Annotated in this window: 14 protein-coding genes; 9 read left to right on the top strand and 5 right to left on the bottom strand. The window is 59.5% G+C overall.

Annotation, left to right across the window (positions count from 1 at the left end; genetic code table 11):
* Positions 1-4 precede the first annotated feature (4 nt).
* Entirely contained in the window at positions 5-457 is a 453-nt protein-coding gene (locus tag J1W56_RS07365; protein ID WP_223612668.1) for a (2Fe-2S)-binding protein, read from the bottom strand.
* A 595-nt stretch (positions 458-1,052) separates the two neighbouring features.
* Complete coding sequence (locus J1W56_RS07370; RefSeq protein ID WP_223612669.1) at positions 1,053-3,230, bottom strand: sensor histidine kinase; 2,178 nt, start codon at positions 3,228-3,230, stop codon at positions 1,053-1,055.
* Positions 3,231-3,400: 170 nt separating this feature from the next.
* On the opposite strand from J1W56_RS07370, the gene J1W56_RS07375 reads away from it, so the two are divergent.
* Both J1W56_RS07375 and J1W56_RS07380 read left to right on the top strand, forming a co-directional pair.
* Positions 3,401-3,907, top strand: a complete 507-nt coding sequence (locus tag J1W56_RS07375) for a peptide deformylase (RefSeq protein WP_223612670.1) — start codon at positions 3,401-3,403, stop codon at positions 3,905-3,907.
* A gap of 146 nt (positions 3,908-4,053) precedes the next feature.
* A complete protein-coding gene (locus J1W56_RS07380) occupies positions 4,054-5,451 on the top strand; it encodes a sensor domain-containing diguanylate cyclase (RefSeq protein WP_223612671.1) in 1,398 nt (465 codons plus the stop codon).
* Positions 5,452-5,457: 6 nt separating this feature from the next.
* Here J1W56_RS07380 and J1W56_RS07385 read toward each other — a convergent pair whose 3' ends face one another.
* A complete protein-coding gene (locus tag J1W56_RS07385; RefSeq protein ID WP_404928109.1) occupies positions 5,458-6,471 on the bottom strand; it encodes a LacI family DNA-binding transcriptional regulator in 1,014 nt (337 codons plus the stop codon).
* A 201-nt stretch (positions 6,472-6,672) separates the two neighbouring features.
* On the opposite strand from J1W56_RS07385, the gene J1W56_RS07390 reads away from it, so the two are divergent.
* The 5 genes from J1W56_RS07390 (at position 6,673) to J1W56_RS07410 (ending at position 13,987) form a co-directional block, all read left to right on the top strand.
* Complete coding sequence (locus J1W56_RS07390) at positions 6,673-7,701, top strand: ABC transporter substrate-binding protein (protein ID WP_223612673.1); 1,029 nt, start codon at positions 6,673-6,675, stop codon at positions 7,699-7,701.
* Between the two features lie 86 nt (positions 7,702-7,787).
* Positions 7,788-10,016, top strand: a complete 2,229-nt coding sequence (locus J1W56_RS07395) for an ABC transporter permease (protein WP_223612674.1) — start codon at positions 7,788-7,790, stop codon at positions 10,014-10,016.
* Complete coding sequence (locus tag J1W56_RS07400; RefSeq protein WP_223612675.1) at positions 10,013-11,074, top strand: ABC transporter ATP-binding protein; 1,062 nt, start codon at positions 10,013-10,015, stop codon at positions 11,072-11,074. The genes J1W56_RS07395 and J1W56_RS07400 overlap by 4 nt, the downstream gene beginning before the upstream one ends.
* A gap of 23 nt (positions 11,075-11,097) precedes the next feature.
* Positions 11,098-11,898: an inositol monophosphatase family protein gene (locus tag J1W56_RS07405; protein ID WP_223612676.1), complete on the top strand. Its 801-nt coding sequence runs from the start codon at positions 11,098-11,100 to the stop codon at positions 11,896-11,898.
* A gap of 292 nt (positions 11,899-12,190) precedes the next feature.
* The gene (locus J1W56_RS07410) at positions 12,191-13,987 is read left to right on the top strand and encodes an acyl-CoA thioesterase (RefSeq protein WP_223612677.1); all 1,797 of its coding nucleotides are present in this window, start codon (positions 12,191-12,193) and stop codon (positions 13,985-13,987) included.
* Positions 13,988-14,031: 44 nt separating this feature from the next.
* On the opposite strand, the gene J1W56_RS07415 is transcribed toward J1W56_RS07410, so the two are convergent.
* Together J1W56_RS07415 and J1W56_RS07420 are read right to left on the bottom strand one after the other, a co-directional pair.
* Entirely contained in the window at positions 14,032-16,374 is a 2,343-nt protein-coding gene (locus tag J1W56_RS07415; RefSeq protein WP_223612678.1) for a putative bifunctional diguanylate cyclase/phosphodiesterase, read from the bottom strand.
* A gap of 345 nt (positions 16,375-16,719) precedes the next feature.
* Entirely contained in the window at positions 16,720-17,022 is a 303-nt protein-coding gene (locus J1W56_RS07420) for an ArsR/SmtB family transcription factor (RefSeq protein WP_223612679.1), read from the bottom strand.
* 109 nt (positions 17,023-17,131) lie between these two features.
* Between J1W56_RS07420 and J1W56_RS07425 the strand changes: the two genes are divergently transcribed.
* Together J1W56_RS07425 and J1W56_RS07430 are read left to right on the top strand one after the other, a co-directional pair.
* Positions 17,132-18,229, top strand: a complete 1,098-nt coding sequence (locus tag J1W56_RS07425; RefSeq protein ID WP_223612680.1) for an NADH:flavin oxidoreductase/NADH oxidase — start codon at positions 17,132-17,134, stop codon at positions 18,227-18,229.
* Between the two features lie 211 nt (positions 18,230-18,440).
* A complete protein-coding gene (locus tag J1W56_RS07430) occupies positions 18,441-19,748 on the top strand; it encodes an O-acetylhomoserine aminocarboxypropyltransferase/cysteine synthase family protein (protein WP_223612681.1) in 1,308 nt (435 codons plus the stop codon).
* Positions 19,749-20,289: the final 541 nt, after the last annotated feature.

Here is a 20,289-nt window from a genome sequence, read left to right on the forward strand (position 1 = left end):
TTCCTCAGGCCTTCGCGGCCTGCTTTATCGCCGCTCGTATCCGGGTGTAGGTGCCGCACCGGCAGATGTTGCCGGACATGGCAGCATCAATATCCCGGTCGCTGGGGTCAGGATTGCGATCGAGCAGGGCCGAGGCAGACATGATCTGCCCGGACTGGCAGTAGCCGCACTGGATGACCTCCAGATCAAGCCAGGCGTCCTGAATCTTCTTGCCCGCCGGCGTTGCGCCGATGGCCTCGATCGTCGTGACCTTGCGGGCACCGACAGAAGCGACAGGCAGGACGCAGGAGCGCACGGGCCGCCCGTCCAGCTGCACGGTGCAGGCGCCGCACTGGGCAATGCCGCAGCCGAACTTGGTGCCGGTCAGGCCAATCACGTCACGCAGCACCCAGAGCAGAGGCATATCCTCCGGCACATCCACATTGCGCTCTTCGCCGTTTATATTCAGGGCTATCATTCGGCCGCTCCTCGGTTATCCGCATCCCGTGGGACAGGTGTCAAAGTCAACGCAGCGTATGCGATTGTTGGCACAGAAAAGCGGTGCTTACCAGAGGTAGTAACGGGAAGGTGATCGCACCGGCCGCAAGTGCGATGTCACGGGGTGGAAGGGTGCGCCGGCAAAACAGCAATCAAGGGCGATACGCTCGCTCGCGTATCGCCGGAGATTGATTTGCGATATTTATCGGATGATCAGATTGCAAGGATAACCGCAGTCACCATCAGTGCGCCGAACAAAATGACCGAGCATGTCATCCAATTGGATAAATCGCCATTTTCCTTAACGTGTCGCATCGCCTGCCTCCTGTTGAGCGTAGCCGGATAATCCGGCGCGTTCTCAAGGATCACGAACACCCGCCGCTGACTCTGATGGCCAACGATCGTTTTTGCTCGGAGTGATTCATGTCCTGCTGCCGGAGCGTGCGGAACGGGTGTTCAGCCATCCGGATAACAGCAAGCAGACAATAACACTTTTGGGTGTGCCGCTCAATTTGTTGTCCGCCACAGAATCATCACATTTGATATCGGAGCCGTGAAATTGCGTTAACTTTTCGTTAAACGACCACTCTTGGAAAGACCATTCGTACAAGGGCACCGCGCCCGGCATGGAAACTGGCCGGTGCGTCGTGCATTTCCAGTTGCCCGCCGTGATCCTCGACAATCTTCTTGACGATGGCCAGGCCAAGTCCCGTTCCCTTTTCGCGGGTGGTCACGTAGGGCTCCAGCAGCTGGTGGCGGTTCTCAGCCGGCAGGCCCTTGCCGTTGTCCAGCACCTCGGCAACGATGGAGGGACCGGCAGCCATGGCCCGCACCAATATATGACCTTCGCTGATGACGCCCGACTGCAGCACCGCATCGATGGATTCCGACGCGTTCTTGATGATGTTGCCGAATGCCTGCCCCAAAAGGCGGCTGTCGAAATTGCCGATCAGCGGTTCGTCGGCGAATTCGTGGGCAAACTTGATCTGGCTGTTGCTGATTTCGACGAGGAACGATGCATCGCGCAGCACATCGCGGATGTCGGTCGCCGCCAGTTGCGGCTTGGGCATGCGGGCGAATTCGGAAAACTCGTCCACCATGCGGCCGATATCCCCGACCTGCCGGATGATGGTCTCGGTGCACTGGTCGAAAACCTCGCGGTCCTCGGTAATCACCTTGCCATAGCGGCGGCGCAGCCGTTCGGCGGAAAGCTGAATGGGTGTCAGCGGATTCTTGATCTCGTGGGCGATGCGCCGGGCCACATCGGCCCAGGCGGAGGAGCGGTGCGCGGCCACCAGATCGGTGATGTCGTCGACGGTCACCACGTAGGATGTGTTGTGCGTGTCCGCATCTTCCCGGGTGATCTGGACGTTGAAGGAGCGGGCGACGCCGTTGCGGGTCATGGCGATCTGCTTGCGGCTCGACGAGCGGCCGCTGTCACGCGCCGTGGTGAACACTTCGCCGAATTCCGGCAGGAGCTCCGTCAGGTTGCTGCCGATGGTGGAGACGTGATCACCCAGCAGCATGGTTTCCGCCGGCCGGTTGATGACGGCAATGTCGCCTTCCGTGTTGACGCTGATCACCCCGGCGGTCACCCCCGAAAGCACGGCTTCGGTAAAACGCCGGCGCTCGTCGATCTGCTCCTTGGCGGAAATCAGGTCGTTGTGCTGGGTCTTCAGCTGCTGCACCATGTTGTTGAAGGTGAGGGACAGCGAGCCGATGTCGCCATCGGAGCCGCGCACGGGAACCGAGACGTCGAAATCGCCGGTTGCCACTTCTTCCGCCGCCCCGATCAGCAGGCGGATCGGCTGGACCACGCGGTTGGCTACCGCGATGCCCGTCCAGACGGCGGTGAGCAGCAGCAGCAGCGTCAGTTCGATGTAAAGCAGCGCATAGGCGATCTGCGTGTTCTTGCGGTTGCTGGCCAGCGATTGGTACTCGCTGTTGTTGTCGGTCATGATCCGCATGTTGTTGAGGGCCGAGGGATCGATCGTGCGCACGGTGTAGAGATAGAGATCGGGCAGGGCCTGCGTCTTGATCACCGCACCGACGAGATTGGTGGCGCCCGGCGGGATCAGCACCGGCCGGTCGCCGGCGGCGCCGCGCAGGGCCGACAGGGGCACCGGCGGCAAGGTATGGTCGTTGATGAGGCTGGCGCTGACGACGGGCGTGCCGCTCGAATCGACCAGCGATGCGCCCAAAAGGTTGTTGCGGCCGGCATCATAGGTCAGCCAGTCGGAAAAGGCGCCGCGATCCAGGCTGAAAAGCATGCGCCGCTGGTCGAGCTCGATGACCATGGACAGGGTCGTGGTCAAAAGGTTCTGCGCATTGTCCTCGGTATAGGACTGCGCGGCCTTGATGGACATGTCGATGATCTTGTTGTTGTCGACATTGATCCATGAATTCAGCCGGTTGTCGAGGATGATCAGGGAAAAACAGGCCACGATGATCGACGGAATCGATGCGATCAGTGCAAAGATGAAGGCAATGTTGGTGTGCAGGTCATTGTGCTTTTCCTTGTTCTTGAACAGGAAGAGTTTGCGCACCGTGGCATAGGACAGGTAGACCAGCAGCAGGATCGAAATGGTGTTGGCCGCGATGATGAGCTGGGTTATCTCTTTCGTCGGCGAGATGCTGGTGATGCCCATCATGACGATGAACGAGGCAATCGTCGTGGCCAAAGCCAGCAGCGTCATATACAGCGCGCCCTTGGGCAGAACCTGTTGCTTGATCTCGGTTTCGCTGGAGGACATGCATCAGCCTCGTTGGGTCAGTCCGTCGGATAACGAAGACCGCAGTATTCCCCTGTGGATTATCGGGCGGGGTGCCGCTTGTAAAGCAAGCTTGCATTCAGGCACCGGTTTGAGGCAACAGGAAGCCGGTGCGTTGCTGATCTGCCACGCGGCCCGGCTGGAGTATCGATATGACGATCCGCAGGATTCTGAAATTCCCCCATCCCGATCTGCGGGCGAGGGCAGACATTGTCACCGTATTCGATGACGGTTTGCAGCACCTCGTTGCCGATCTTCTCGACACGATGCGGGATGCGCCGGGCATCGGCATAACCGCGCCGCATATCGGTGTCCTCAAACGTGTCGTTGTCATCGAGCTTGCGGATGGTCAGGGCGTGCGGTCCTACATCAATCCGTCGATCGAATGGTCATCCGATGTTGCGGCCAGGAACATGGAGGGCAGCGTGTCGATGCCCGGCATGAATGACGAGGTCGAACGTCCGGCGGCAATCCGCATACGCTATCAGGATATATCCGGCACGGCGCAGACGCAGGAAGCGGACGGGCTGCTTGCGGTTTGCCTGCAGCACGAGATTGATCAGCTCGACGGCATTTTCTGGCTGTACCGGCTGTCGAGGCTCAAGCGCGACCGGTTGGTCAAGCGGTTCGAGAAGCAGCAGCGCATCCAGATCGCTTAGCCCACTGCTTTATCGGCCTGTAACAAGGTTGAACAGCTGAACGATAATTAACCTTAGATTGCAGTATTTAACTTGACGCTCCGGCTCTCCCGTCGCCAAAGTAGACATACTGCGGTGGGTGAATGCAGAGGAGCGAAGATTGCGTAATGCCATCGAGTAAGTCGCGAAACTCACCGTTCGACACCCAGAATGAGCGTGGTGGCGACCGCTTGCTCCAGATTGAAGCCGTCTATGACAGGGTCCCGGTCGGGCTTTGCTACCTCAATCGCGACGGTATCTTTGTCACGGTCAACGATCAGCTTTCCCGGATGCTTGATGTCAGCAGCGATCATGCGGTTGGCCGGTCGGTGGAGGATGTGGTGCCCGACCACGCCGCCTTGCTGCGCGCCAGCCTGATCGCTGCCCTGAAGGAAAAGCCCATTCCCGATCACACGATGCAGCGGGGCGCTGAAACGCTGATGATTTCTGCGGCTCCGGTGACCAATGATCTTGGGGAAGTGGCGGGAATTTCGGTGGCCTACACCAATATCACCACCATGACGAAGATTTCCGAGCGATTGGCCGAAATCGAGCAGCGCACGACCTATGCGCTCGAGAGTGCCGGGCAATGGATATGGGATATGAATATTGCGACGAACCGGGTCTGGCGTTCGCCGCAATACCGGACCCTGCTCGGGCTGGACCCGGCCAGCCCGGCGGCGGAGAACGTGGCGTGGGACATCGTGCATCCCGATGACAAGGCCCGCACGATCCAGGCATTCGAAGATGTTGTCAGCGGCCGGAAACCGCATTTCGAAGCGGTTTACCGGGTGCCGCACGGCAATGGCGGCGAGGCGTGGATACTCAGCCGCGGCAAGATCGTCGAATATGGCCCCGACGGATCGCCGCTGCGGCTGCTGGCAACCAGCGTCGACATCAGCAGCCAGAAACAGATTGAAGAAGAGCTGTCCTCAACCGTGCGGTTGCGGATGGAGCTGGAGCAGAAGCTGCTCGAAGCCAACCGGAAACTGAAAAAGCTGTCGGAAAGCGATCATCTGACCAGCCTGCCGAACCGGCGCAAGTTCAGCCGCCTGCTCAAGCGGGAATACGAGCGGGCGAGTGATCACGGGCAGCCGCTGGCCTTGCTGATGATCGATATCGACTACTTCAAGGCCTATAATGATGTGTATGGTCATCTCGCCGGGGACCGGTGCCTCGTGCAGGTGGGGCGTGTCCTCAGCAAGGTGATCGGGAAGGGTACCGGCCTTGTCGCGCGTTTCGGCGGCGAAGAGTTTGCGGCGCTGCTGCCGGGCGCCAGTATCGATGAGGCGGCGGACATTGCCACGACCTTGCTGGAGGCCGTCGCCGGCCTGCATCTGGATCAAGAGGATGTTCCGGCAGGCCGGACATCGGTCAGTATCGGTATCAGCGCGCTTGCACAGTTGCCCGCCGCCACGCAGGACGGCGCGGATGCATTGGTGAACCTGGCAGACCGGGCTCTCTACGAAGCAAAGCGCGCCGGACGCGGCAGGGTGCGTGTCTGGGGCAGTTTTTCCACGGATTAGGCGGTTCTATCGGCCCGGCGTGCGGATGGTTTTGCGCCAGACCATCGATGCGTGCAGGCTGACGGAGCGGTTGTCCAATCCGGACTCGTCGGCGTCATTGGTCAGCCACTCCACACTGGTTCTGACGATGTCCTCGACCGGCTGGGCAAATGTTGTCAGCGCGTAGGACGACCAGTCGGCCTGGGGGATGTCGTCGAAACCGGTCACGCAAAGCTCGTCCGGAATGCGCAGGCCGAAATCGTGGCGTGCGCTGTCCATCAGCCCGAACGCCATGAGATCGTTGACGCAGAACACCGCATCGGGCCGGGTCGGCTCGGTGAACAGCATCCGGGCAATGTGCTGCCCGCTCTCATAGACCGTGTTGCCATGGCGGATCACCGTCACCTCCAGCCCGAATTCGGCGGCGGCGGCAATGAACCCATGTTCGCGCGCCATCAGGCTTGGCGTGCCGACGGCCGAATTGGCAAAGGCCAGACGGCGGCAGCCGGCACGCAGGAAGGCATGGACGGCCGCCCGCGCGGCGCGCCTGTCATCGAGATTGATGCGGAACGGCCCTTCGATCTCGTCATCCCGGTTGATCAGGACAATGCGCTGCCCGCTGTCGAGGCAGAGTTTGGTGATCGCCTTGTCGGGGAGGCCGGAGAGCAGGATCGACGCGTCCGCCCGGTAATTGAGCGTCTGCCGCAGGGCGGCATCGACGCTGCCGTCAGAGCGGTCGGTGTTGATGATCATGCAGACCTTGCCGGCCTTCTGCAGCGCATGGGACAGTTCCCGCACCAGCCGGGCGCGATAGGGCGTGTCCATTTCCGAGGCAACGAGACAGACAATACCGCTTTCGCTGCGCATCAGGCCGCGCGCAAGCTGGTTGACGTGATAGCCGAGCGCATCCGCCGCTTCGATGACGCGCCGGCGCGTCTCGTCGGACACACTGGCGCCGGGGGTGAACGTGCGTGAAACCGCCGAGCGCGACACACCGGCTCTTTTTGCAACGTCTTCGGCGCTGATGAATGACTTGTTCAACGAGATTTCCACCCGGGTAACATTCGGTTTTTCCATAGATTGCACACGATTGCTCTTCTCCGCAAGGCAAGCATATTCAAATTTAATCGGACAAAATCAATAAGCCGGCTTGACATGAACTGTTCGCATGTGAAACTTTTGCACACGCTTGCAAAACAAGCAGCGGCATGGAGGTGCCGTTTTTTCAGGGAGGAGAAATTCATGCGTTCAGTCTTTGCCATTGCTGCTGCTTTTGCCGCCGGTATCCAGATGATGCCGATGGAGGCGCGTGCGGCGGACAATCTCAATCTGATCTGCTCGGCGGATGTCGTCATCTGCGAGCTGATGAAGGGCATGTTTGAGAAGGATACGGGCATTCAGGTCAACATGGTGCGCCTGTCATCGGGCGAAACCTATGCAAAAATCCGCGCCGAGGCGCGCAACCCCAAGACCGATATCTGGTGGGCGGGCACGGGCGATCCGCATCTGCAGGCCGCGTCCGAGGGCCTGACACAGGAATACAAATCGCCGCTGCTCGACCAGTTGCAGGACTGGGCCAAGAAGCAGGCAGAAAGTTCCGGCTACAAGACCGTCGGCGTCTATGCCGGGGCGCTGGGATGGGGCTACAACACCGATATCGTCAAGAAAAAGGGCATGAAGGAAGCCAAGTGCTGGGCCGATCTGCTCGATCCATCCTACAAGGGCGAAATCCAGATGGCCAATCCGAACTCGTCGGGAACAGCCTATACGGCGCTCGCATCGCTGGTGCAGATCATGGGCGAGGACAAGGCCTATGACTATCTGAAGAAGCTCAATGCCAATGTCTCGCAATATACGAAGTCCGGTTCCGCACCGGTGAAGGCCGCGGCGCGCGGTGAAACGGCGCTCGGTATCGTCTTCATGCATGACTCGGTGGCCCAGACGGTCGAAGGCTTCCCGGTGAAAACCGTCGCGCCATGCGAAGGCACGGGCTACGAAATCGGCTCCATGTCGATCGTCAAGGGCGCGCGCAATCTCGATGCAGCGAAGAAATGGTATGACTGGGCGCTGTCTGCCGACGTGCAGTCGCACATGAAGGAAGCGAAATCCTTCCAGCTGCCATCGAACAAGGCGGCGGTCGTTCCGCCGGAAGCGCCGAAGTTCGAAGACATCAAGCTCATCGATTATGACTTCAAGACCTATGGCGATCCGGCCAAGCGCAAGGAACTGCTTGACCGCTGGGACAAGGAAATCGGCGCAAGCGCCAATTGATCTGAGTTCAGCAGTTTCGCGTGCCCGGTATTTCCATGCGGGCACGCCAGCCATTTCCATCATTGAAGACAGTATTGGGTAGCACAATGGAACGTAGCGACCGGAGATTGAACATTGCTCTCGGTATAGGCCTTGCCGGGTTTGCCCTTGTGCCGTGGTACAGGATCGAAAGCGGATTCTACGGCCTTGGCTGGCTGGGCAAATTCCCGTCCGGTTCGGCGGAAGCGCCCGGCCTTGTGCAGATCGCCAGCCATGGCCGCTGGTCGCTGGCCATCATCGCCCTGTTGTTCGCGCTGGGACTGGCTGCACGGGCGTTCCGGGTTTCGCCGCTGCGTGCCAATCTGCTCATCGGGGCGGGGGCTGCCGGCATTGTCTTTCTGGTTCTGCAGGGGCTTGCCATCGGTTTCACCGGCTGGAGCTGGGCGATCAGCGAAAGCCTGTTCGGGCCGCTCGCCGATGGGCAGCCGTCCATGGGCGCGGGCGCCGGTCTGGTTGCGCTGTCCTTCGTCCTGATGTTTTCCTTCGGGCTGGCCGAACGCGGCGTGCTGCGCGGCGACGCCTTTGTCGTCGCGTCGATTGCGCTCCTCATCTTCCTCGTTGCCATCTTCGTGTTCTATCCCGTCGGCAGCATGCTGATCGGCTCGGTCCAGAGCGTTGACGGTTCGTTCGACCCTTCCGGGTTCGTGCGCAATATCCAGGACCCGTCGATCTGGAGTCTCGATTGCGTGGTCGGCGGCAACCGCTGCGGCATTGCCTGGCGCACGCTGTTCCTCGCCATTCTCGCCGCGTCGGGTTCCACTCTCCTTGGCCTGTGCTTTGCGCTGGTCGCCACCCGCACCCGGTTCCCGTTCAAGAAGGGCCTGCGCCTTCTGACGATCCTGCCGATCATCACGCCGCCCTTCGTCATCGGTCTTGCGCTGATCCTTTTGTTCGGCCGCGCCGGTGTGGTGACGCAGCAATTGTCCGAGCTTTTCGGCATTGAGCCCGGCCGCTGGCTCTACGGCCTCACCGGCATATGGATCGCACAGGTTCTGTCATTCACGCCGATCTCGTTCCTCGTCCTGATCGGCGTCGTCGAGGGCGTCAGCCCGTCGATGGAAGAGGCATCGCAGACTTTGCGCGCCGACCGCTGGCGCACCTTCTGGCGGGTTTCCCTGCCTTTGATGAAACCCGGTCTCGCCAATGCGTTTCTCATCGGTTTCATCGAAAGCATGGCGGATTTCGGCAACCCGCTGGTGCTCGGCGGCAGCCACGGCGTTTTGTCGACGGAAATCTTCTTCGCCGTCGTCGGTTCGCAGAACGATCCGTCGCGGGCAGCGGTGCTTGCGATCATCCTCCTGTTCTTCACATTGTCCGCATTTCTGGCTCAGCGCGTCTGGCTGGCGGGCAAGAGCTTTGCCACGGTCACCGGCAAGGGGGATTCCGGCGCGCATATCGCCCTGCCGCGCTCCCTGTCGATCGGTGTCCACGCCATCGTCATTCCGTGGATCCTGTTCACGCTCGTCATCTACGGCATGATCCTGTTCGGCGGCTTCGTGCGCACCTGGGGTCTCGACAACACGCTGACGCTGGAACATTACCAGCGGGCATTCTCCTTCAGCTTCAGCAATGGCGCCATTGCCTGGACCGGCGTTGCCTGGAACTCGTTCTGGACGACAATCAAGATCGCGCTGATTTCAGCGCCGCTGACCGCAGCTGTCGGCCTGCTCACGGCCTATCTCATCGTGCGCCAGCGCTTTGTTGGACGAAATATTTTCGAGTTTGCCCTGATGATGAGTTTTGCCATTCCCGGCACGGTCATCGGCATCAGCTACATCATGGCCTTCAACCTGCCGCCGCTGGAGATGACCGGGACGGCGCTGATCCTGATCGCCTGTTTCGTCTTCCGCAACATGCCCGTGGGCGTGCGCGGCGGCGTGGCGGCGATGAGCCAGCTCGACAAGAGTCTCGACGAAGCCTCGCTGACGCTGCGGGCGACGAGTTTCCGCACCATCCGCAAGGTGATCCTGCCACTGTTGCGCCCGGCCATCGTGGCGGCGCTGGTCTATTCCTTCGTGCGCGCCATCACCTCGATCAGCGCTGTCATATTCCTTGTAAGTGCCGAATATAATATGGCGACTTCCTATATTGTCGGGCTCGTCGAAAACGGCGAGTACGGCGTGGCGGTGGCCTACTCCTCGATGCTGATCGTCGTCATGATCGTCATCATCACCTGTTTCCAGCTTCTGGTGGGCGAACGAAAACTGCGCCGCGAAAACCGCGTTGCGACAGCCTTCGTTCCCTCCGCCGCTCCACAAGAAAAGGCCGCATCATGACCACCCATCGCACCGGCTCCGTCGTCTTCTCCAATGTCAAAAAGCAGTTCGGCAATTTCACGGCCATTCACGATCTCTCGCTGACGATCGAGCCCGGCACGCTGGTCACGCTGCTCGGGCCGTCCGGTTGCGGCAAGACCACGACCCTGCGCATGCTGGCGGGGCTGGAGCACCCCTCCGCCGGCCGTATCCTGATCGGCGGCAAGGATGTCACCATGCTTCCCGCCAATGAGCGCGATGTCTCGATGGTGTTCCAGTCCTATGCGCTGTTTCCGCATATGTCGGTGGCGGAAAATGTCGCCTATGGCCTTGAATCCTCGGGCATGAAGAAATCCGACGCGCGGGAAAAGGCGGAAGAAGGGCTCAAGCAGGTTGGTCTTTCCGGCTACGGCCAGCGCCTTCCGGCGGAATTGTCCGGCGGCCAGCAGCAGCGTGTTGCCGTCGCGCGGGCGCTGGTTCTGGAGCCGCAGGTGCTGCTGCTGGACGAACCCCTGTCCAATCTCGATGCGCGGCTGCGCCGCCGCGTGCGCACGGAAATCCGCGAGTTGCAGCAGCGGCTGGGATTCACGGCGGTTTATGTCACGCATGATCAGGAAGAGGCGCTTGCGGTATCCGACCAGATCATCGTCATGCAGGACGGGATCATCGCCCAGCAGGGCTCGCCGCGCGAGCTTTACGAAGCACCGGCTTCATCCTTCATCGCGGATTTCATCGGCGAGGCCAATGTGGTGCCGTGTGAAGTGCTGCGCAGCGACGGCGGCAACGCCATCATCCGTGTCGGCACGCTGGAACACGCCGTGCCGGGCCGCAACGCCCGGCCGGGACCGGCGAAGCTCGCCGTGCGTCCCAATGCGATCACATTGGAAGCGGGTGGGAATGGTGCCTTCGCCGGTAGCATCCGGCACGCCGCCTATCTCGGCGATCACGTCGAATATGAAGTGGAAACCGCGTCCGGAACGCTCTTCGTCGTCGATCCGGCCGTTGACCGCAATCTTCCTCCCGCAACCAGTGTCAGCATCGGTTTCCACCATCGCGGCATCGCCATCATCAACAACTGAAACTGCATTTTCAAAGGACTATCATGACATCGCATGCCGAAGCCGAGTTGCAGGGCCGTTTTGCTCTTGCCCAGAAAATGGCTGTCGAAGCCGGCGCCGTGGCGCTGGCGCATTTCAATGCGCGCGAGCGGCTGGTCATCGAGACCAAGGCCGATCCGCAGGATGTGGTTTCGATTGCCGACCGGGAAGTGGAAGAACTGATCCGCGCCCGCATCGCGGCGGCCTTTCCCGGCGATGCGGTGCTTGGCGAAGAATATGGCGTCAGCGCGGGAACCTCCGAGTTCACCTGGGTGATCGATCCGATCGACGGCACCAGCCCGTTCGTCAATGGCATGCCGACCTGGTGCATCTCGATTGCAGCGCTGCGCGGCGAGGAGATCGTGGTCGGGGTCATCTATGTCCCGTGCAATGAGGAGCTTTATGCGTCGGCGCTCGGAATGGGCGCGACCCTGAACGGCAAGGCGCTCGCCATCGATCCGAGCAAGACCATTCGCAATGCGGTGACGGGTATTGGCGCCAATCACCACGTTACCCCGGCAGTGGTTGCCTCGCTGGTGGAAAAGCTGCTGGAAGCCGGCGGCAATTTCATCCGCAACGGATCGGGCGCGCTCATGCTGGCCTATGTCGCGGCTGGCCGTCTTGTCGGCTATTACGAGCCCTACATGCATGCCTGGGACTGCATGGCCGGTTACTGCCTCGTCAAGGAAGCAGGCGGCTGGCACCATCCATTCCCGGCAAAGGGCGAGGCGTTGACCCGGGGCGCACCGGTTCTTGCCGCCGGTACGGGCGCAGTGGACGACCTGAGAAAGATCGCGGGCCTCTGATCCCGGCAGTGCACCGCCGGCGCATCTGCGCTGGCGGGCTTGATACCATTTCAACCAGATTTTATGAGTGTACGACCTCGTTCCCGCAGTATTTCGCGTGCTTCGCTGGGTAAAAATCCCGATAAAGGCTGCTTGCATTCGCAACGGGAAAGAAAGCAAAAAACTTGAAACTTTCCGCAACTGCTAAGAGCAGATCATTGACTTATTACAGCGAATAACGTGGATTAAAGTTGGTGTTGTCGATCACCGACTCTCGTAAAGCTGGATAGACATGACGTTCGTGCGAAATCTTATGTGGGCGCCTACAATTGGCCTATCCTGGCTGTGGGGTCTGGGTTTTTTCTATTCCATCCACGTCACGCTGACCTATGGCTGGCTTGGTTTCTTCGGTTTCGCGATCTCGAACGTTGGCGGTCTCTGGTTGTTCGGCTTTATTCTCGGCCGCAGCAAGCGGACGCCGGACCAGATCATGAAGGACATCGAAAACCGCTATGTCGGCGTCTTTCTGCTGTTCCAGATGGCGGCGCTCGTGGTGACGGTTTTCGGCTTCGTTGCCTATTTGTGGCAGCCGATTGTGGGCGAGGGCGCGACAATAGGCGTTGCTTTCCTGCTTCTGGCTTCCTGCGCCATCGGCCATGCGCTTTCACTGGAGCAGATCAAGAAGCTGCATATCCTCTATACGGTGATCGGCGTTGCCGCAGGGCTCGTGCTGCTTTCCGGTCTGCGGCAGACGTCGGATTATCCCGGTGTCCCGCTCCAGCAGTTCGATGCACGCTTTTACGGCCTTGTCATGCCGACAGTGATCGGCTTCCTGCTCGGCCCGTGGCTCGATATCCAGCATTGGCAGCGGGCGGTCTATATCAAGCGCGAAGGCGGGTCGGTCGGGATCGCCTATGGCGCCGGTGCCCTGCTGTTCTTCGGTTTTCTCCTGCTCAATGCTTCCATCGCGTCGACGGTCGGTCCCATCGGCAGCATCATTTCCATTGACGGTCTGCCGAGCGCGCAAGGGTCGGTTTCCGCAGCGGTTGTCCTGGCCGCGGAAAATGGTGCGCCCTATCTGGCGATTGCCTTTGCGATCTGGACGATAGCGGCGCTCACATCGACGGTCGACAGTTTTTATTGCGCGACGAACTGGTATCTGCGCGGCAAGAACATGCGCAGCAACAGTCCGCTGCTGGCGCTTATTCCCGATGGCATTGCCTCGTCGCCGCTGTGGCTGCTGATCGGCGCGACCTGGGTTGCCTATGCCGCCGTACCGGCAAACTTTTCGCTCATGTATTTCATGATGCCTTTCGCCACGCTCTTCGTCAGCGCGTCCGCCAATCTGGTTTGCGAGGCATTGGGCGCGAAACCGAAATTCGATCCAGTGCTGAGCTTCCTGATCGGCTGCGGATCGTCGCTGATCTTCATTCTCGGCTATATCCAGCCTGTACCCGGCTTCCTGTTCCTGTCGCCATTCATCGGCTTGATCGGCGCTTTGCCGGTCATCATCGAACTGGTGGGGCCCCGCTCGAAGGCGATCCCGGTTGAAATCGTCGACCAGCCCATTCGGATGATGAGCACTGCCCCGCTGACAAACACGTCGGGCGGCGAGGAAATATCGCAATCGCATGGTTTCGATGGCGAGTGGTTCGTCATGCATCTCACCCCGACCTATGACGACACCAATTCGGTCGGGAACGTCTACTTCGCCAATTATGTGCGCTGGGTCGGCAAGGCGCGCGAATTGTTCTTCAATGTCTGCATGCCGGATTTCGATCTGGCGACGACGCGCTTCTACATCCTCACACGTTCCTTCACCCATGATTACCGGCGGGAATCGAAGGAATTCGAGCAGATCAGCGTTCGTATCAAGATCGCCCGGCACAACCGCAAATTCGTCACGCTGCAGCACGAAATCCACAGCGCAGCGCAAGGCCTGCTCGGCCATGGCGAACAGTCCCTGATGTTCGTGGACAGGGATCAGTACAATCCGCTCGATATTCCCGGCGAAGTCATCAAGGGCTTCCTGGCCTACTGGCCAAAGGATTCGCGGCTGTCACCCAGCTATCGTCCAACTGTTCAGGACAAGACGAAGCGGCAGGCGTGAGCTGCCGGGCTGCTTCCTCTCTTCATCAGGTTTGAGAACGCGCCTCAGCTGGCGACTTCGTAGCGGTCGCGGTCGAAGGACATGAGGTCGGCTGTCTTGTCAAACGGTTCCGCCGGGCTGAACAGGAAGCCCTGCACCTGATCACAGCCTTCTTTTTGCAGGCAGGCCAGCTGTTCACGGGTTTCAACGCCTTCCGCGGTGATCTTCATGCCCATGCTCGCGCCGAGGCCCATCACCGCACGGATAATGGCAAGGCTTCCCCTGTTGTGCGGGAGGTCGCGCACAAAGGACTGATCGATCTTGATCTTGTCGAATGGCATCTTGCGCAGATAGCTCAGGCTGGAGTAGCCGGTGCCGAAATCGTCAAGCGCAATGCTTACACCCATTGCCCGGAACTGCCGCAGCAGGGAAATCGCCGCGACATTGGCTTCAAGGAACACGGATTCGGTGATCTCGAGTTCCAGGCGGTTGGGCTTCAGCTTGTTGGTTGTCAGCGCATCGCGAACGATGGAGGCGAGATCCGAATGGCGGAACTGGATCGCGGAAATATTGATCGCCACATGGATGTCGTCGGGCCAGGACACCGCCGTCTTGCAAGCCTCCTGGATGATCCATTCGCCGAGGGGGATGATATTGCCGGTCTCTTCCGCAATCGGAATGAAGATGGCCGGAGAAATATACCCGTGCACCGGATGCTTCCAGCGCAGGAGGGTTTCAAACCCGACGGTCTTGAGCGTGATAGCCGACACGATCGGCTGGAAATGCAGGATGAACTCCTCCCGCGCCAGAGCGCCGCGCAAATCCATCGCCAGGGCGCGCTTGGCCTCGATCCGCGCATCCATTTCGACTTCGTAGAAGCGATAGCTGTTCCGGCCCTCGTTCTTGGTGCGGTACAGCGCAAGGTCGGCGCAGCGCATGATGTCGCTGACGCTGTCCATTGGGGCAAGCGCGATGCCGATGCTGATATGGATGTTGATCTGGATGCCATCGATCCAGAATGGCTGTGAGATGCGCTGCACGAGATCTTCCGCCAGTGCCGTCGCTTCGGGCTGGCCGGCGCCAGGGGCAAGGATCGCAAATTCGTCGCCGGAGAGACGCGCCACGATGTAGCGGGCAGGGGATGTGCCGCGCAAACGCTCCGCGACCTGCTTCAGCAACTGGTCGCCGATGCCGTGGCCGAAGCTGTCATTGACGGTCTTGAATTCGTCGAGGTCGATGCAGAACACGGCAAAGCCGGCAAGGCCGGTTTCCAGTTCCTTGGTTGCTTCGGCGAGTTGATCGGTGAACAGGGTTCTGTTCGGCAGATCGGTGAGCACGTCATAGCGGGCGAGATAGGACAGCTTGTCTTCCGACTGCTTTGCCGCTGTCACGTCGGAACCAACCCCGCGATAACCGCAGAACTGCCCGGCATTGTCAAAGATGGCCTTGCCGGTCAGTGACCACCAGCGGGTTTCGCCCTTTATCTTGATCGGCAATATATGGTTGCGGAAGGTCGTGCGGTTTTCAATGGCCTGCCAGATCGACCCCACTTTCACCGCCTCTTCAGCGTGTGACTGGTCGACCTTGAACAGTTGCGCGAAGGGCATTCCCTGCAATTGCTTGGTGGTTTTCTCGGCGATCTGTGCCAGGCGCGGCGAGGTGTGCTGGAGCTTCAGGTCGGCGTCGGTTTCCCAGATCCAGTCGCTGGCATTCTCTTCGAAATCATAGAGAAGCAGGCTGATAACCTCCTTCTGCTGCTCGACCTTGATCTGGTCGAGCGTGCGCATGACGATCAGGTTGCTCATGTGCACGATGGTGAACAGGATGAACAGCGCATAGATGGCCAGCAAGATCGCAATGAAAAGAAAGAAATCCTCGCCGGTTGAGGCGAGGGCAAAGAACGAGCCGGTGATGATCGCGCCTGAAAAGGCAATGGCTGCCAGCGGAACCACGGCCACGCCGATGCCGGTCGCCATGAGACCGGCCGCCGTGCAGGCGATCAGCAGCCTGTGGTAGGCGTCGGCTTCCAGAAAAAGCATGAGCGGAATGCTGGCCAGGCACAGGCCGTAACATGCGGATATGATGATCAGGTATTTGATGCCGGCGAAGCCAAGCTCCTTGACCTTTGGCACCTTGTACCATTGCCAGCAGGCAAACAGCGACGCGGCGGTCATGACGGTGACGATGGTGGCCAGACTGCCCAGATACAGGCTATGTCCCTGATCCCAGAAGACAAACGCCACCACGAACACGACGCTCATGGCCACGATGACGGTAAAGGGCGCCAGTCGCAGCGCCACATCCATCTGTTCAGCGTAGACCCGCCGCTTGACGGCAGGATTTATCGTTCCCCGCATGCCGAACATGGAACGGATAGCGTCAGGCGTATGGAAATTCGTCAGTTGCACTCACGGACCTCAGAAAGGCGAGTTCATATTTCCCTATGCTATTTTTATTACGTTCGGCATTGGTTAATTTGCTTACCATTTTTTATAATAGTTACCAATGTCTTTATGATTGTATGGTTTATGCCTGAGTAATACGAGGTTATTTGTAAGAAGTTTTATAATTTCTCCGCTGGCAATGCGAATTGAATATGAATATTTAAATATAAAAGAGAATATCTATGTCTTGTATTATTAAATTCATGTAAAAACTAAAGTCGATTCCATGTATAAGGTGGGCGCTTTCACCGGCTGCGTGGCGGATCATTCAAGCGGTCCGCCTTGCCGCGTTGTTCTAGGGTCCAGACCCTAGCCCCGGACTGCGAGAATTGCCGGCAGCAGGCCCGGAAAAATCTCGGCCAGTTCATTGTCGCGCAATTCGTTGATCCGCGAGGTGCCGTCGTTGCGGGTCTTGATGATCCCGGCTTCCCGCAGCACGCGGAAATGATGTGACACGCTGGATTTCGGGCGTCCGTTCTCAAGCGCGGCGCAGGTTGCCTCACCTTCGCGGGCCAACTGCCGGACAATCGACAGGCGGATGGGGTCGCTCAGCGCATAAAGCACGGATTCGAGCTGCACTTCGGTGATCTGGGGATGGCGATATTCTCTCATGCACATATCCTAGCACAAAATTTTGTGTATTGCTATTGTTCGAATAATATCGAACTATGGAAATATCAGCGGACCCGAATGTCTGCAGCACCCCACTTGGAGTAAACATATGGCCTCTCTTTTCGACCCCTTCACCTTGAAGGATGTGACATTGCGCAACCGAATCGCCGTTTCCCCGATGTGCCAGTATTCGGCAAATGACGGCGTGATCAATGACTGGCATCACGTTCATCTCGGCGGATTGGCGCGTGGCGGTTCCGGACTGGTGATTGTCGAGGCAACCGCGGTGTCGCCGGAAGGCCGGATCACTCCGGGTTGCGCGGGGCTGTGGAATGATGAACAGGCGAAGGCATTCGCACCGGCGGTTCAGACCATCAAGGATGCGGGCGCCGTTCCCGGCATCCAGATTGGCCATGCGGGGCGCAAGGCCAGCGCGAACCGGCCGTGGGAAGGCGATGATCATATTGCGGACGATGATCCGCGCGGCTGGGAAACGATTGCCCCTTCGGCCATTGCCTATGGCGGCGGGCTGTCGAAGGTTCCGCGCGCAATGACCAAGGCCGATATCGAGCGGGTGAAGCAGGCATTCGTCGATAGCGCCAAGCGGGCACTTTCCGTCGGCTTCGAATGGCTCGAACTGCATTTTGCCCACGGTTATCTCGCGCAGAGTTTTCTGTCCGAGCATTCCAACACGCGGACCGACGACTATGGCGGCAGTTTTGAGAACCGCAGCCGCTTCCTCATCGAAACAGTTCAGGCCGTGCGGGCCGTCTGGCCGGACAACCTGCCGCTGACAGCGCGTCTCGGTGTCATCGAGTATGACGGTCAGGACGAAAAAACCCTCAGCGAAGCCATCGAACTTGTCAAACAGCTGAAGGCCAATGGGCTCGACTTCATCGATGTCAGCATGGGCTTCTCGCTGGGCAAGACCAATATTCCGTGGGGCCCGGCATTCCTTGGGTCCGTTGCGGAGCGTGTCCGCCGCGAAACCGGTCTGCCAGCCTCGACATCCTGGTACATCAGCACGCCGCAGGAAGCCGACGGTCTTATCCGTGATGAAAAGGTCGATCTTGTCATGCTGGCACGTCCGCTGCTGACTGATCCGCACTGGCCGTTCCGCGCCGCCAAGGAACTGGGCGTCGAGAAGGCGGCCTGGGTTCTGCCTTCGCCCTACGCCCATTGGCTGGAACGTTATCGGGCTGCTTGAGCCCTACGGGTAAACAGCATGGAGCCGGGAATGGAATTCTCCATACCCGGTTTCACGGATGCGCGATTGGCATAAAGTGGGGCGTTGCGCCCCGCTTTTAGTATGGGATTTCCCGAACGCGCTGAAATAAGCAACGGCCTGCGTATTCCCCCATTGCAACTTCTCCTAGTGTTTCGGGTGATCATTCCGCACCAACACGAGGACGAAAACCATGGCAGTCCATTTGCACCCCGAGACCATCGCCCTGCATGCCGGCTGGCGGGCGGATCCCGCAACCGGCGCCGTGGCCGTGCCGATCTACCAGACGACCTCGTACCAGTTCCGTGACACGGAGCACGCGGCCAATCTCTTCGCGTTGAAGGAACTCGGCAACATCTATACGCGCATCGGCAATCCGACCACCGATGTCCTGGAGAAGCGTGTTGCCGCACTTGACGGCGGTATTGCTGCGCTCGCGGTTTCTTCGGGGCAGGCGGCGTCAGCCCTGGCCGTGCAGAACCTTGCGCGGGCCGGTGACAATATCGTCAGTTCCACCGATCTCTACGGCGGCACATGGAACCTCTTTGCCAATACGCTGAAGGATCAGGGCATCGAGGTACGCTTTGTCGATCCCCGGGACCCCGAAGCGTTTCGCCGGGCTACGGATGAGCGAACCCGTGCCTATTACGCGGAAACACTGCCCAATCCGAAACTCACCGTATTTCCGATTGCCGAAGTCGCCGCCATCGGGCGCGAATATGGCATTCCGCTGATCGTCGACAATACGGCGGCGCCGCTGATCGCGCGGCCCCTGCAGCATGGGGCCGCCATTGTCGTCTACTCCACCACCAAATATCTTGGCGGGCACGGCACTTCCATCGGCGGCATCATTGTCGATGGCGGGCAGTTTGACTGGGAGAAATTCCCGGAACGGCAGCCAGCGCTGAACACACCCGATCCAAGCTATCACGGCGCGGTCTGGACGGAGGCGGTCAAACCCATCGGACCCGTCGCCTATATCATCAAGGCGCGCGTCACGCTTTTGCGCGACCTTGGCGCGGCGCTATCCCCCTTCAATGCGTTCCAGACCATCCAAGGCATCGAGACGCTGTCGCTGCGTCTCGAGCGCCACGTCGAGAATGCGCAGAAGGTTGCCGAGTTCCTGGCCAAGCGGCCGGAGATCGCCAAGGTCATCCATCCATCGCAGCAGAGCGGTCTCGATCGCGAGCGGGCGGAGAAATATCTCTCTGGCAGTTTTGGTGGTCTGGTCGGTTTCGAGCTCAAGGGTGGCCTGCAGGCAGGGCGCAAATTCATCGAAGCGCTCGAACTCTTCTACCACGTGGCCAACATCGGCGATGTCCGCAGCCTCGCCATCCATCCGGCAACGACCACGCATTCCCAGCTCTCGCCGGAAGAACAGCGGGCGAGCGGCGTTTCGGAAGGTTACATCCGGCTCTCGGTCGGCATCGAACATATCGATGATATTCTCAACGATCTGGAGCGCGGCCTGAATGCATCTAAACTTGCACTCGCCGCTTGAAACCCAGGGTTGGTTGGAATTACGGACGGGATATTGTAATCTTCTGGAGTGAGGGATGGGCTTTCACCCACCCCTCGCTTCTAGAGTGTAAATCGAACCCGGATCACCAGCTGCCAGCCGGTCCGGGTTCTTTTCACCTCTAGCGTGATGCTAAACGGCAATTTCCGCATAGATCACCTCCAGTTTTGAGAGCAAGGCCATTGCTATGGTCGGGAGGCCCGTCTTCCCGATGCACCGGCTGGCTCGGTGTGTCTGCTTCGCCCTCAAATGGATCGCGTGTAAAACGCCTGTTCAATCCACTGCCCGTTTTCATGGAGCGCCGCTAGAAATGCAGAGTTGAATCATTTGAGGTAAGCGGTTGTTTTGAATAGCAATTTACAACTATAGTCGAACGCGCTTGGCGTGATCTTGACGCATAGTTCCGGCCGCCGGCCGATGAAGCCGCGATTTCCAGTATCGAAAATGTTCATGCTTGCCCGTAAGCCCTATCGAAAAGTCGACCGGATCGGTATAGACGGTCGCAAACAGACAACAGGGCGGC

Source organism: Phyllobacterium calauticae, from assembly GCF_019991125.1.
In the GTDB taxonomy this organism is placed as follows: Bacteria; Pseudomonadota; Alphaproteobacteria; order Rhizobiales; family Rhizobiaceae; genus Phyllobacterium; species Phyllobacterium calauticae.